General features: G+C 53.3%; 16 protein-coding genes and 1 tRNA gene. 14 read left to right on the plus strand and 3 right to left on the minus strand.

Features of this window, described 5'->3' with window-relative positions; genetic code table 11:
* The first annotated feature begins 8 nt into the window (after positions 1-8).
* The 14 genes from ETA_RS04005 (at position 9) to ETA_RS19095 (ending at position 11,302) form a co-directional block, all read left to right on the plus strand.
* Entirely contained in the window at positions 9-587 is a 579-nt protein-coding gene (locus ETA_RS04005) for a phage baseplate assembly protein V (RefSeq protein ID WP_012440331.1), read from the plus strand.
* Complete coding sequence (locus ETA_RS04010; RefSeq protein WP_012440332.1) at positions 584-943, plus strand: GPW/gp25 family protein; 360 nt, start codon at positions 584-586, stop codon at positions 941-943. The genes ETA_RS04005 and ETA_RS04010 overlap by 4 nt, the downstream gene beginning before the upstream one ends.
* Positions 930-1,838: a baseplate assembly protein gene (locus ETA_RS04015; RefSeq protein WP_012440333.1), complete on the plus strand. Its 909-nt coding sequence runs from the start codon at positions 930-932 to the stop codon at positions 1,836-1,838. Before ETA_RS04010 ends, ETA_RS04015 begins: the two co-directional genes overlap by 14 nt.
* Positions 1,831-2,436, plus strand: a complete 606-nt coding sequence (locus ETA_RS04020; RefSeq protein WP_012440334.1) for a phage tail protein I — start codon at positions 1,831-1,833, stop codon at positions 2,434-2,436. The genes ETA_RS04015 and ETA_RS04020 overlap by 8 nt, the downstream gene beginning before the upstream one ends.
* Positions 2,433-3,773 (plus strand): phage tail protein, encoded by a 1,341-nt coding sequence (locus tag ETA_RS04025; protein WP_012440335.1) that lies wholly within the window; start codon positions 2,433-2,435, stop codon positions 3,771-3,773. Before ETA_RS04020 ends, ETA_RS04025 begins: the two co-directional genes overlap by 4 nt.
* Before the next feature lie 86 nt (positions 3,774-3,859).
* On the plus strand, positions 3,860-4,369 hold the full coding sequence (locus tag ETA_RS04030; RefSeq protein WP_231853298.1) for a tail fiber assembly protein: 510 nt from the start codon (positions 3,860-3,862) through the stop codon (positions 4,367-4,369).
* Positions 4,370-4,500: 131 nt separating this feature from the next.
* Complete coding sequence (locus tag ETA_RS04035) at positions 4,501-5,673, plus strand: phage tail sheath protein (protein WP_012440337.1); 1,173 nt, start codon at positions 4,501-4,503, stop codon at positions 5,671-5,673.
* A 9-nt stretch (positions 5,674-5,682) separates the two neighbouring features.
* On the plus strand, positions 5,683-6,198 hold the full coding sequence (locus ETA_RS04040) for a phage major tail tube protein (RefSeq protein ID WP_012440338.1): 516 nt from the start codon (positions 5,683-5,685) through the stop codon (positions 6,196-6,198).
* A gap of 50 nt (positions 6,199-6,248) precedes the next feature.
* Complete coding sequence (locus tag ETA_RS04045; protein WP_012440339.1) at positions 6,249-6,551, plus strand: phage tail assembly protein; 303 nt, start codon at positions 6,249-6,251, stop codon at positions 6,549-6,551.
* A gap of 14 nt (positions 6,552-6,565) precedes the next feature.
* Positions 6,566-6,685 (plus strand): GpE family phage tail protein, encoded by a 120-nt coding sequence (locus ETA_RS19090; protein WP_012440340.1) that lies wholly within the window; start codon positions 6,566-6,568, stop codon positions 6,683-6,685.
* A complete protein-coding gene (locus ETA_RS04050) occupies positions 6,678-9,455 on the plus strand; it encodes a phage tail tape measure protein (protein WP_012440341.1) in 2,778 nt (925 codons plus the stop codon). Before ETA_RS19090 ends, ETA_RS04050 begins: the two co-directional genes overlap by 8 nt.
* Positions 9,452-9,937 carry a phage tail protein gene (locus tag ETA_RS04055; protein ID WP_012440342.1) on the plus strand — a complete coding sequence of 162 codons (486 nt, stop codon included), beginning with the start codon at positions 9,452-9,454 and terminating at the stop codon, positions 9,935-9,937. Before ETA_RS04050 ends, ETA_RS04055 begins: the two co-directional genes overlap by 4 nt.
* Positions 9,934-11,034: a phage late control D family protein gene (locus tag ETA_RS04060; protein WP_012440343.1), complete on the plus strand. Its 1,101-nt coding sequence runs from the start codon at positions 9,934-9,936 to the stop codon at positions 11,032-11,034. The genes ETA_RS04055 and ETA_RS04060 overlap by 4 nt, the downstream gene beginning before the upstream one ends.
* Positions 11,035-11,083: 49 nt before the next feature.
* Positions 11,084-11,302, plus strand: a complete 219-nt coding sequence (locus ETA_RS19095; protein ID WP_012440344.1) for an ogr/Delta-like zinc finger family protein — start codon at positions 11,084-11,086, stop codon at positions 11,300-11,302.
* Between the two features lie 15 nt (positions 11,303-11,317).
* Here the strand turns inward: ETA_RS19095 and ETA_RS04065 are convergent, their stop codons facing one another.
* The 3 genes from ETA_RS04065 to ETA_RS04075 form a co-directional block, all read right to left on the minus strand.
* Positions 11,318-11,692 (minus strand): hypothetical protein, encoded by a 375-nt coding sequence (locus tag ETA_RS04065; protein WP_012440345.1) that lies wholly within the window; start codon positions 11,690-11,692, stop codon positions 11,318-11,320.
* A 126-nt stretch (positions 11,693-11,818) separates the two neighbouring features.
* Positions 11,819-11,895 (minus strand) — tRNA-Ile (locus ETA_RS04070).
* 163 nt (positions 11,896-12,058) lie between these two features.
* Positions 12,059-12,655: a histidine phosphatase family protein gene (locus ETA_RS04075; protein WP_012440346.1), complete on the minus strand. Its 597-nt coding sequence runs from the start codon at positions 12,653-12,655 to the stop codon at positions 12,059-12,061.
* Positions 12,656-13,049: the final 394 nt, after the last annotated feature.

The following is a 13,049-nucleotide window of genomic DNA, read 5'->3' on the forward strand; positions in this document are numbered from 1 at the left end:
CTTTCGTTATGAATGCACAACTGACCGAAATCATGCGCCTTATCACCAACCTGATCCGCACCGGCACCGTGACCGAAGTGGACCGGGATAACTGGCTGTGCCGGGTGAAAGTGGGTGAGCTTGAAACCAACTGGATTAACTGGCTGACGCTGCGTGCCGGTGGAGCCCGCACATGGTGGTGCCCGTCGCCGGATGAGCAGGTGGTGGTCCTGAGCATGGGCGGCAATCTGGAAACTGCGTTTGCGCTGCCCGCCATCTATTCCAGTCAGTTTGCGCCGCCGTCGGATTCCGTTGCTGGCTGCGTGACGGAGTTCCCGGACGGGGGCAGGTTTGAATATGAACCCGCCACCGGACGGTGGCATGTCCGGGGTATCAAATCCTTGGTGATCGAGGCGGCGGACACTATCACCCTCAAAACAGGTGAGTTTGTGGTGGAGGCTGATACCACGCGCATTAACAGCGAAATGGTAATCAACGGTGGCGTCATCCAGGGCGGCGGCGCGATGAGTTCCAACGGGATCGTGGTTGATAAACACGGTCACACCGGCGTTAAGTCCGGCGGCGATACGTCAGGAGGTCCGGTATGACGCTGTATATCGGCATGAGCCAGGGCAACGGCAAGGTCATTACTGATACGGACCATCTGCGCCAGTCAGTGCGGGATATTCTGCTGACTCCGCAGGGCAGTCGGATTGCCCGCCGGGAATATGGTTCCCTGCTATCCGCCCTGATTGATCAGCCGCAGAACCCGGCGCTACGCCTGCAGGTCATGTCTGCGGTCTATGTGGCGCTGAGTCGCTGGGAGCCACGGCTTACGCTGGATTCCATCACCATCAGCAGCAATTTTGACGGCTCCATGGTGGTTGAGCTTACCGGGCAGCGCAATAACGGCGCGCCGGTTTCCCTTTCGGTATCTACAGGAGCAGACAATGGCAGTGATTGACCTTTCCCAGCTGCCCGCGCCGCAGATAGTGGACGTGCCGGATTTTGAGACGCTGCTTGCTGAGCGCAAGGCCGCTTTTGTGGCCCTTTATCCGGCGGATGAGCAGGACGCGGTACGGCGCACGCTGGCGCTGGAATCTGAACCTGTCACTAAGCTGCTGCAGGAAAGCGCCTACCGCGAAACCCTGCTGCGCCAGCGTATTAACGAGGCCGCGCAGGCTGTCATGGTGGCGTATGCCATCGGTAGCGATCTCGAACAGCTGGCAGCCAACTATAACGTGAAGCGTCTGACGGTAACGCCTGCCGACAACAACGCGATGCCGCCGGTCGCGGCAGTAATGGAAAGCGACGAGGCGCTGCGCCCGCGTATTCCGGCTGCATTTGAGGGATTGTCCGTTGCGGGACCGACGGCAGCCTATGAGTTTCACGCCAAAAGCGCGGACGGGCGCGTGGCGGATGTTAGCGCAACCAGCCCGGCACCGGCGCAAGTGGTGCTTACTGTACTGAGCCGTGAAGGTGACGGTACGGCAGGAGCTGACCTGCTGGCGGTGGTTGATCAGGCGCTTAACAGCGAGAACGTGCGCCCGGTGGCAGACCGCCTGACGGTGCGCAGCGCAGAAATTATCCCGTATAGCGTGGATGCGACGATCTTTCTTTATCCGGGGCCGGAAGCAGAGCCGGTGATGGCGGCGGCCAAAGCCAGCCTGCAGAAGCACATCGCCAGCCAGACGCGGCTGGGGCGCGATATCCGCCGCAGCGCGATTTATGCCGCGCTGCACGTTGAGGGCGTCCAGCGTGTGGAGCTGGCCTCCCCGCTGGCAGATGTGGTGCTGGATAAGACGCAGGCAGCGTCGTGTACGGAATGGAGCGTGACTAACGGGGGCACGGATGAATAGCCTGCTGCCGCCCGGTTCATCGCCACTTGAGCGCCGACTGGCGCAGACCTGCAGCGGGATATCCGATCTGCAGGTGCCGCTGCGCGATTTGTGGAACCCGGCAACATGTCCGGTCAACTTTCTGCCGTATCTGGCGTGGGCGTTTTCCGTTGACCGCTGGGACGAAAGCTGGGTGGAGAGCGTCAAGCGCCGTGTGGTGCAGGATGCTTTCTATATTCACCAGCATAAGGGGACAGCCAGCGCAGTGCGGCGCGTGGTGGAGCCGTTCGGCTTCCTGATCCGCATCATTGAGTGGTGGCAGACCGGCGAGCAGCCGGGCACGTTTCGCCTGGACATTGGCGTACAGGACCAGGGCATCACGGAAGAAACCTATCTGGAACTGGAGCGCCTGATAGGTGACGCCAAACCCTGCAGCCGCCATCTGATCGGCATGTCCATCAACCTGCAGACCAGCGGCCCATATTTTGTGGGCGCAGCCACTTACATCGGCGAAGAAATCACGATCTACCCGTATATCAATGAAACCATTATTTCCGGCGGCACCGCTTATGAGGGCGGGGCGGTCCATGTTATTGACACAATGAGAGTGAATCCATGAGCGCAAAATTTTATACCCTGCTGACGGAGATCGGCGCGGCGAAACTGGCAAGCGCCGCCGCGCTCGGTGTCCCGCTGAAAATTACCCAGATGGCGGTGGGTGACGGTGGCGGCGTGCTACCCGCACCCAGCGCACAACAGACAAGGCTGGTTGCTGAAAAGCGTCGTGCTGCTCTCAATATGCTGTATATCGATCCGCAGAACAGCAGCCAGATTATTGCTGAACAGGTGATCCCCGAAACGGAGGGGGGTTGGTGGATCCGTGAAGTCGGTCTGTTCGATGAGACCGGCGCGCTGATTGCAGTGGGTAACTGCCCGGAGAGCTACAAGCCGCAGCTGGCGGAGGGAAGCGGGCGCACGCAGACCGTGCGCATGGTGATGATTACCAGCAGCACCGACAATATCACCCTGAAAATTGACCCGGCAGTGGTGCTGGCAACCCGCAAGTATGTGGATGACAAGGTGCTGGAGCTAAAGGTATATGTGGATGACATTATGGCGAAGCATATCGCCGATAACGATCCCCATACGCAGTACGCGCCGAAGTCCAGTCCAACATTCACTGGCATGCCAAAAGCGCCGACGGCGGCGACAGGCAATAATTCTACACAGCTTGCCAACACGGCTTTTGTGCAGGTGGCAATTGCCGCGCTTGTTGATTCCTCTCCGGGGGCACTGGATACGCTGAACGAACTGGCTAAAGCGTTAGGTAACGATCCTAACTTCGCCACCACCATGACCAATGCGCTTGCTGGAAAGATGGATAAATCAGCTAATGGCGCTGACATCGCTGATATTTCAGCATTTTTGAATAATCTTGGTCTGGGCGCTGGCTCAGCACTTCCCGTTGGTGTGCCTGTCCCGTGGCCTCTTGCAGCAGCCCCTGATGACTGGATTAAGTGCAATGGTGCGACTTTTGATAAGGCTAAATATCCGAGGCTTGCTATGGTTTATCCTTCCGGTAGCTTACCTGATTTGCGTGGAGAATTTCTGCGTGGCTGGGATGACGGACGCGGTGTTGATGGTGGAAGAGTAATTTTAAGTTCTCAGGATGCTTTAGTTGCAGGGCATGTTCATACGTTAGCCAGAATGTGGTCCTCATCGGATGAAACGAATAGTTCCGTCAAGCATTTAGGCGTATCTAACAATATACACAACACAACGAAAGATAATATGGGGAACGGGATTCTCGAGGAAGCTGATGGCGGATTAGGGATTGTTGTTGGTTGTGGCGCTGGCGGCAATTTTGCGTCTACCACGGCAATAAAAAGCAACTCATCATCAACAGATAACAGACCACGAAATATTGCATTTAACTTTATCGTGAGGGCTGCATAATGCAAAGCGCAGTAATAGAAAATGGCTTCGCTGTCATCGCGGGGGAAATTGATGTATTCAATTATGACGGCCTTACACGGGTTTATTTGACACAAACAACGGAATTTATTCCGGTGGGTGTCAGCATTCCGGCAAATGCCTGTACGGATAAGCCACTGGCAGCAAAAAAAGATTATGTTGTCTGCCGGAACAGTCAGTTGACCGGATGGGAATATCTGGCGGATCATCGCGGCGAAACGGTCTGGAATATCAGAACCGGGGCAGAGCAGCAAATTACCGTGCCGGGAGATTATCCTGCTGATACCACTATCTACTCACCATCGACACCGTATGATAAATGGAACGGTGAACGCTGGGTAACAGATGAGGCGGCGAAAGCAGAGGCAGACATTGCCGAAGCAGCAGCAGCAAAAGCAGTGCTTATCAAAAGCGCCGCTGCGAAAATAGAACCCCTACAGGATGCAGTTCAGCTGGATATGGCAACCGATGAGGAAAAGAGCCGCTATGACGCCTGGCGTAAATACCGTGTATTGCTGACGCGCGTGGATATATCGCAGGCACCTGACATTAACTGGCCTGAACCTCCAAAAGATTAATCCTGCCCCCCGCCTGCGGGGTTTTTTTTACTCATCCCATTGTGCCATTACCCACACATAGCCCGGCGCGTGCGCCGCGTGCATATCAACCAGAACATAGGCTCACCCCTGTAAACCGGAGAGACTGCCTTATGGCTCAGGATTACCACCACGGGGTGCGCGTTGTTGAAGTCAACGAGGGCACCCGATCCATTACCACGATGAGCACCGCCATCGTGGGCATGGTCTGCACCGGCGATGATGCCGATGCGTCCATGTTTCCCCTCAATAAGCCGGTCCTGCTGACCAATGTGCTGACCGCCAGCGGAAAAGCGGGCGAGTCCGGCACGCTGGCCCGTTCGCTGGATGCGATTGCCGATCAGGCTAAACCCGTGACCGTCGTTGTGCGCGTGGCTCAGGGAGAAACCGAAGCGGAAACCACCTCCAACATTATCGGCGGTGTGACTGCTGACGGTAAAAAAACGGGTATGAAAGCACTGCTTTCGGCGCAGTCGCAGCTGGGCGTCAAGCCGCGCATTCTCGGTGTGCCGGGGCATGACACGCAGGCGGTTGCTACTGAGTTGCTGAGCGTGGCGCAGAGTCTGCGCGGGTTTGCGTATCTGTCCGCCTATGGCTGCAAAACGGTGGAAGAAGCGATTGCCTACCGTGGCAATTTCAGTCAGCGCGAGGGGATGTTGATCTGGCCTGACTTCATCGACTTTGACACCGTGCTGAATGCAGACGCGACGGCTTACGCCTCCGCCCGTGCGCTCGGCCTGCGCGCCAAAATTGATGAACAGACCGGCTGGCACAAAACCCTGTCCAACGTGGGCGTGAATGGTGTCACCGGCATTTCTGCTGATGTGTTCTGGGATCTGCAGGAGCCGGCAACCGATGCGGGACTGCTGAACCAGAACGACGTCACCACGCTTATCCGCAAAGACGGTTTCCGCTTCTGGGGTTCCCGCTGCCTCAGTGACGATCCGCTGTTTGCCTTTGAGAACTACACCCGCACGGCGCAGGTGCTGGCGGACACCATCGCAGAAGCGCACATGTGGGCGGTGGATGGCGTGCTCAACCCGTCGCTGGCCCGTGACATTATCGAAGGTATCCGCGCCAAGCTGCGCAGCCTGAAGACGCAGGGCTACATCATCGGCGCAGACTGCTGGCTGGATGAGTCGGTGAACGATAAAGACTCCCTGAAAGCCGGGAAACTCACTATCGACTACGACTACACGCCGGTGCCGCCGCTTGAAAATCTGATGCTGCGCCAGCGCATCACCGATCGGTATCTGCTGGATTTCTCCAGTCAGGTCAGCGCGTAAGGGGACACTATGGCTTTACCACGCAAGTTAAAACACCTGAACCTGTTCAACGACGGGAACAACTGGCAGGGGATCGTTGAGTCTCTGACCCTGCCAAAATTCACCCGCAAGTTTGAGAAGTATCGCGGCGGCGGGATGCCGGGCGCGGTGGACGTGGATATGGGGCTGGATGACGGCGCACTGGACACGGAATTTTCAATCGGCGGCACCGAACTGCTGTTATTCAAGCAGATGGGCAAGGCCACGGTTGACGGTATCCAGCTGCGTTTCACCGGCTCCATTCAGCGTGACGATACCGGCGACGTGCAGGCCGTTGAGCTGGTTGTGCGCGGGCGTCATAAAGAAGTGGATTCCGGCGAGTGGAAAACCGGAGAGAGCAGCACCACAAAAGTCAGCAGCACCAACAGCTACGCGAAGCTGACCATCAACGGTGAGGTGCTCTATGAGGTCGATCTGGTGAACATGGTTGAAATCGTTGGCGGCGTGGACCTGCTGGAAGAACACCGTAACGCCCTGGGCCTTTAACTTTAACGGCGCGTGCAGTCGCGCCAGTATTTCATTAACAGGAAACGAACATGAGCGACAAACTGACTGAAAAGACCGTAAAGCTGGATACCCCCATCATGCGCGGCAAAACTGAAATTACCGAAATTGTGCTACGTAAGCCGCAGTCCGGCGCACTGCGTGGCACCCGTCTGCAGGCCATTATGGATATGGATGTGGGCGCGATGATGACTGTGATCCCGCGTATCTCCACGCCGACGCTGACCGCGCAGGAAATGGCAGAACTTGACCCCGCCGACCTGACAGCAATGGCTGTAGAGATGGTTACTTTTTTGTTGCCGAAGTCGGTGCTTGCCGATTTACCGACAACCTGACGGTTGATGATCTGGTGGCAGACATTGCCACCATCTTTCACTGGTCGCCGTCCGTCACTGACGTTATGCCGCTGACTGATGTGCTGGAGTGGCGGCATAAGGCAATTCAGCGAAGCGGGGCCAGCGATGAGTGATAATAACCTGCGACTGCAGGTCGTTCTGGGGGCGGTGGATAAGTTAACCCGCCCGTTTAAAAATGCGCAGGCTGGCTCTAAGGAGCTGGCATCAGCTATTCGGCAAACCCGCGATCAGATTAAGAAGATGAGTGATGCTGGAGGTCAGCTTAACTCTTTCGATCGGCTAACTCAGAGTGTTAGCCGTACTGGCACCGAACTAGATCAGGCGAGGTTACGCGCTCAAATGATGACGCGCGAAATGTCATTATTGGAATCCCCAACCAAAAAACAAACGCAGGCGCTTGAAGCTCAGTGGCGTGCGGTTTCACGTCTTGAACAAAAACAACAGCAGGAAACTCGTCAGATGGCTGTAGCCAGGGCTGAGCTTTATCGGCTGGGGTTATCTGCTGGGGGCGGAGCACGCGAGACGGCGAGGATTACGCGAGAAACTGAGCGATATAACCGACAGTTAGCTGAACAGGAGCGCAGGCTACGTGAAGTTGGCGAACGTCAGCGAAAGCTCAACGCTATCAAAGCCAGGGCTGAAAAGACCCACGAGTTAAGGAACTCTTTGGCAGGTAATGGTGCAGGGGCGATGGCGGCTGGGGTAACTACCGGCATGACGTTGCTGGCTCCAGTAAAAGCCTATTCAGAATCAGAAAATGCAGCGAATCAGCTTGCCGGTTCAATGATGGGACCGGGCGGGAAGGTAGCGCCTGAATTTGAAAAAATTAACCGGCTTGCGGTTGCTTTGGGCGATAAGCTGCCGGGAACAACGGCCGACTTTCAGAATATGATGACGATGCTGCGCCGTCAGGGGATGTCAGCGCAGGTCATCCTAGGCGGCTTGGGTGAGTCAGCCGCCTATCTTGGCGTGCAGTTACAGATGGCTCCCACTGCGGCAGCAGAGTTTGCAGCTAAGTTACAAGATGCTACTCAGACTTCCGAAAAAGACATGATGAGCCTGATGGATGTGATCCAAAAAGGGTTCTACGCGGGGGTAGATTCAGGAAATATGCTGCAGGGGTTCTCAAAAATCAGCAGCGCGATGGACATTATTCATAAAAAGGGATTGGACGCAGCTAAAACATTTGCCCCTCTATTAGTTATGGCCGATCAGGCTGGTATGGCTGGAGAGTCTGCTGGTAATGCCTACCGAAAAGTATTTCAGTCCGTCATGAATACGGAAAAAGTGAAGGATGCTAACGATGAGCTAAAAGGCACTGGCGTTAGGTTCGAGTTTACTGATGGCAAAGGTGAGTTCGGTGGCCTGGAAAAAATGTATACGCAGTTGGCTCAACTCCAAAAGCTTAATACTGAGAAAAGGTTAGCTACGCTAAAAGGTATTTTTGGTGATGATGCGGAAACGCTGCAGGTGCTGAATATTATGATTACTAAAGGCATCTCAGGGTATAGCGAAACGGCGTCAAAGCTACAAAATCAGGCTTCGCTGCGAGAGCGTGTTGATGCCTCTTTAAATACGCTTGGTAATAAATGGGAAGCCGCTACAGGTTCCTTTACCAATGCTATGGCTAGCATCGGTGAAACAGTTGCCCCAGCATTAAAAAAGCTGTCTGACTGGCTGGGTGAATTGGCGTCACGTCTGGATGGTTTTGTTAAGCGACACCCGCAATTAACGTCAGCATTGTTTACGCTGGCAGCAGGGTTTGCCATTGTTGCCACTGCCGCGGGGGGTGTTTCACTGGCATTGGCGTCAGTGCTGGGGCCGATGGCAGTAGTGCGAATGAGCGCAGGAGTTATGGGGCTAAAATTTTCATCTGTATTTGGTCTTATTGGGAAAGCAATCAGTTCTGTTGGCAAGTCAGTTGTATGGCTTGGCCGATTGATGTTTGCAAACCCTATATTGGCTGTCATTGGGCTGATCGCCGCTGGCGCTATTTATATCTGGCAGAACTGGGACACGCTCGGGCCAAAATTCAAGGCCATGTGGGATGCCGTATGTAATGCCACAGCTACGGCATGTGATTGGATTAAAGAAAAAGCCAGCGCCACATGGGAGGGGATTAAGTCACTGTTCTTTAATTATACCTTACCGGGATTAATTGCCAAAAATTGGGATGCAATACAATCTGGCGCTTCTGAAGCGTGGGCCAATATAAGACAATCTATTAGCGATAAATGGAATTCGATCCTGGCTGATGCCGCCGCGCTTCCTACGAAATTTCAGGATATGGGCAGCGCCATTATTGACAGTATCCTCAATGGAATTAATACCAAATGGGAGACACTCAAAAGCAAGTTTTCCTCAGTCACCGATTATCTGCCTGACTGGATGACCGAAAATAATAAAACACAAGGAAAAGCACAGGTGCAGGTGGTTGGTGGTGCAGCGGCTGCTGCGGTTCCGTTTGCCGGGATGTATGACAGTGGTGGAGTTATTCCGCACGGTCAGTTCGGTATTGTTGGGGAGAACGGGCCCGAAATTGTGAACGGTCCCGCAAATGTGACCAGCAGACGACGAACTGCCGCGCTGGCTTCCGTTGTTACAGGCGTCATGGGCGTAGCGGCAGCACCTGCGGAGGCCGCTCCGCTGCATCCGTACAGCCTACCGGTAATAGCATACAAACAAAGTCAGCCTGCGAAATCTGCCAGCGTACCGCCTGCGATCCGTTATGAGATTAACGCGCCCATTCATATCACTGCCCAGCCTGGGCAGAGTGCGCAGGATATTGCCCGCGAAGTCGCACGGCAGCTTGACGAGCGTGAGCACAAAGCAAGGGCTAAAGCGCGCAGTAATTTCAGCGATCAAGGGGGATATGATTCATGATGATGGTGCTGGGGTTATATGTCTTCATGCTGCGTACAGTGCCGTATCAGGAGCTGCAATATCAGCGAAGCTGGCGACACGCCGCCAACAGTCGGGTGAACCGCAGACCATCAACGCAGTTTCTTGGCCCGGATAACGATTCACTGACGTTATCTGGCGTACTGTTGCCGGAAGTCACCGGCGGCAGGCTGTCATTGCTGGCACTGGAGCAAATGGCAGAGCTGGGCAAAGCATGGCCCTTGATTGAGGGAAGCGGGACCATTTACGGCATGTTTGTGATCGAGAGCCTGAGCCAGACCAAATCGGAATTTTTTGAAAGCGGAATGCCTCGCCGTATTGAATTTACGATGACCCTGAAAAGGGTTGATGAGTCGCTGTCTGATATGTTCGGCAGCCTCAGCGATCGGCTCAGTAACCTGCAAGACTCTGCAACGTCTGCGATAGGTAATATTAAAAATACGGTTGGAGGGTTACTGCAGTGAATTTTAGTTCCGATCATTTCGACCTGAACAGAAGAAGCCCGGCTTTCAGTATCACAATTGAAGGTAAGGACGTGACTACCGCGCTGGATGCGCGCCTGATGAGTCTGACGCTCACCGACAACCGGGGTTTTGAGGCTGACCAGCTTGATCTGGAGCTGGACGACGCAGACGGGCAGATCGTTCTGCCGCGACGTGGTGCCGTTATTCAGCTGGCGCTAGGATGGAAAGGCCGGCCGCTTTTCCCAAAAGGGGCATTCACCGTGGATGAGATTGAGCATAGCGGGGCCCCTGACCGCCTGACCATTCGCGCACGTAGCGCCGATTTTCGTGAAACCCTCAATACCCGCCGTGAAAAGTCATGGCACCAGACAACCGTAGGCGATGTGGTAAAGGAAATCGCCTCACGGCACAACCTAAAGATGGCGCTGGGTAAAGACCTGACGGACAAAGCTGTTGATCACATTGACCAGACAAATGAAAGCGATGCCAGTTTCCTGATGAAGCTGGCGCGTCAGTATGGGGCGATTGCTTCCGTAAAATATGGAAACCTGCTGTTTATCCGGCAGGGGCAGGGAAGAACGGCGAGCGGTAAGCCACTGCCGGTAATCACTATTGAGCGCAAAGCCGGTGACGGCCATCGTTTTACCCTGGCCGATCGTGGTGCTTATACCGGCGTGATTGCCAGTTGGTTGCATACCCGTGAACCCAAGAAAAAAGAAACAACCAGGGTTAAGCGCCGCCGTAAGAAAACCACCAAACCTAAAGAACCGGAAGCGAAGCAGGGGGATTATCTGGTGGGAACATATGAAAACGTGCTGGTTCTTAATCGTACCTACGCCAACCACAGCAACGCTGAGCGAGCGGCAAAAATGCAATGGGAGCGCCTGCAACGAGGGGTTGCGTCATTCTCCCTGCAACTCGCTGAGGGCCGGGCAGATCTCTACACCGAAATGCCGGTAAAAGCGCGGGGCTTTAAACAGCCTATTGATGATGCTGAATGGACCATTACAACTCTGACGCATAGTGTAAGTGCGGATAATGGTTTCACTACCAGTCTGGAGCTTGAGGTTAAAATTGATGATTTAGAACTCGAATAGTAGTAAATTCACTAAAGTGAATTAAAAAACGTCAAATGAGGTTCTGATCATGATGAATTGCCCTAAATGTGGACACGCAGCGCATACAAGAAGCAGCTTTAGGGTATCGGACCATACAAAAGAACGTTATTGCCAGTGCCAAAATATTAACTGTGGTGCTACTTTTGTTACTCATGAAACCGTTGTGAGATACATTGCTACCCCCAACCTAATTGACCACGCCCCACCACACTCATCAATGGGTGGACAGGGGCATATGAGCTTTTAAAGCCACTGATTAGGTTTATATTTTTTCGATTAAACTGGTTCTGTATTCTTCAGCTTGCTTGAAGTCCATGGAACCAGTTTTTTTACACTCCATCCCACCGCCATTTATTTTGTAACCTTGATCGGACGTGACACTCCATAGAGTAATTTTTTTGATTGTCCCTGGACTCCACTTGTTCATAAAGTAGTCGTCACATATCGCGCTGAACAAGGATTTCGCAGCGTCTATCATTAGCGCTTGCTTGTTGTATCTGATGGCCAGCTCACCACTTTCCAGTACATGAGTTCTGGTATCGTAACCAGCTATCAGATTTTCGATGGAGTTGGGTATTTTGTCCGCGAATGCGCTCTGAGACGTGATCAGTAACAGAGCTAATAAAGGTTTTTTCATGCGAGATCGTCCTTTAAAAGTAAAAGCATGTGAAAAATCACCGCCATTTCACCGCCACTCGGAAACGAGATAACAAAAAAGCCACCTTGAAAGGTGGCTTAATTTACTGATTTAACAGGTGAAATTTGGTGGCCCCTGCTGGACTTGAACCAGCGACCAAGCGATTATGAGTCGCGTGCTCTAACCAACTGAGCTAAGGGGCCTGAGGCGCGGAATTATAATGTAACTACGCGGTACGATCCAGTATTTAACATCCGTTTGATGTATTTTTAGACAAACTATCCTGCCGGGAAGCAGTTGAATATTAAACTTTATCTTGCAGCACGATTCACGCATACCTGTAGCATTAGAGAACAATGCCCTACATTACCCAATACCGCGAAGTAACGTTTTATCTGCCTTCCTGTCATTGGAATTGATCTTGCGGTAGACAGCACTGCTCCAGTGACGGCTGCCGGCATGTTTTTCGCCCCGCCAGCCAAGTTTTCTTAGCTGGCGGGAAATAAGTTTGTTCATGATGCCGTGCCCCATCAGCAAAACATTGCCGTGCTGTGCCAGCTCGCTCAGCCGCCCTGCTGCCTTTACCGCCCGCTGTTTAGCCTGCGCGTAAGATTCAACCTTTCCGCTATAGCCAAGCAGCCATATGACGCGCAGCAGCAGCAACCATACAAAGGGTGGCAGGGTGGGAAATGCCAGCGGTATCACCGGAAGCGCCACCTCGCTGTAAAGACTGTCAATACGGCTTGCAGTCTTGCCGAGCCTTTCCAGCGAAGAGCGTGCCCGAGGTAGCGGGCTGGTGACGATGATATCCGCCTGTGCTGCAAGACGCAGACTGCTGTCGGTAGGTTTATCGCAAATTTCGGCGAGATCGTAGGCATCGCACCATTGCGCCATTGCCAGCGCAGAGCGGCGACCGGTTAGCGATCGATGAGGTTTTCCGTGGCGCATTAGTGTGATAGTCATATTTATCCGCCTGACTGTTGAGGGTCTTTTTTATCTTAGCTGCGGCCAGGCACCTAAATAAGCCTGTGATTCTTAATGCTGTCATCGTTTTGTCATGTCGGGTCGTTATCTTTGATGTGCAAAGCCACAACATGTAAGAATTTTCTTTGTTTATCCACTTTATTCCTGAATATAAAAAAAAATATTTAGTTATAAAAGTTTTAATTCAATGATTTTATTGGTTTTAGTGTTTTTGCCTCAAAAAAACCGCTCTTATATTGGTAAGTTAACTTGATTTATCTACACGCGTAGATACAATGACACCGTAGTGAAAATTCACGGTGTTTGATAGTTGTCAGCTACTACAAGATCAAATTTGTTTGACGTTACTTATGCGGCTGGTCATTTTAGACCG

The sequence above is a fragment of the Erwinia tasmaniensis Et1/99 genome (assembly GCF_000026185.1).
GTDB classification, from domain to species: domain Bacteria; phylum Pseudomonadota; class Gammaproteobacteria; order Enterobacterales; family Enterobacteriaceae; genus Erwinia; species Erwinia tasmaniensis.

Bases quoted from the DNA above. Each gene is read 5' to 3' on its own strand.
- ETA_RS19095 (WP_012440344.1), top strand. From the start codon at position 11,084: ATGATGAATTGCCCTAAATGTGGACACGCAGCGCATACAAGAAGCAGC.
- ETA_RS04025 (WP_012440335.1), top strand. From the start codon at position 2,433: ATGAGCGCAAAATTTTATACCCTGCTGACGGAGATCGGCGCGGCGAAA.
- ETA_RS04075 (WP_012440346.1), bottom strand. From the start codon at position 12,655: ATGACTATCACACTAATGCGCCACGGAAAACCTCATCGATCGCTAACC.
- ETA_RS04005 (WP_012440331.1), top strand. From the start codon at position 9: ATGAATGCACAACTGACCGAAATCATGCGCCTTATCACCAACCTGATC.
- ETA_RS04015 (WP_012440333.1), top strand. From the start codon at position 930: ATGGCAGTGATTGACCTTTCCCAGCTGCCCGCGCCGCAGATAGTGGAC.
- ETA_RS04035 (WP_012440337.1), top strand. From the start codon at position 4,501: ATGGCTCAGGATTACCACCACGGGGTGCGCGTTGTTGAAGTCAACGAG.
- ETA_RS04050 (WP_012440341.1), top strand. From the start codon at position 6,678: ATGAGTGATAATAACCTGCGACTGCAGGTCGTTCTGGGGGCGGTGGAT.
- ETA_RS04020 (WP_012440334.1), top strand. From the start codon at position 1,831: ATGAATAGCCTGCTGCCGCCCGGTTCATCGCCACTTGAGCGCCGACTG.
- ETA_RS04065 (WP_012440345.1), bottom strand. From the start codon at position 11,692: ATGAAAAAACCTTTATTAGCTCTGTTACTGATCACGTCTCAGAGCGCA.
- ETA_RS04040 (WP_012440338.1), top strand. From the start codon at position 5,683: ATGGCTTTACCACGCAAGTTAAAACACCTGAACCTGTTCAACGACGGG.
- ETA_RS04045 (WP_012440339.1), top strand. From the start codon at position 6,249: ATGAGCGACAAACTGACTGAAAAGACCGTAAAGCTGGATACCCCCATC.
- ETA_RS04010 (WP_012440332.1), top strand. From the start codon at position 584: ATGACGCTGTATATCGGCATGAGCCAGGGCAACGGCAAGGTCATTACT.
- ETA_RS04055 (WP_012440342.1), top strand. From the start codon at position 9,452: ATGATGATGGTGCTGGGGTTATATGTCTTCATGCTGCGTACAGTGCCG.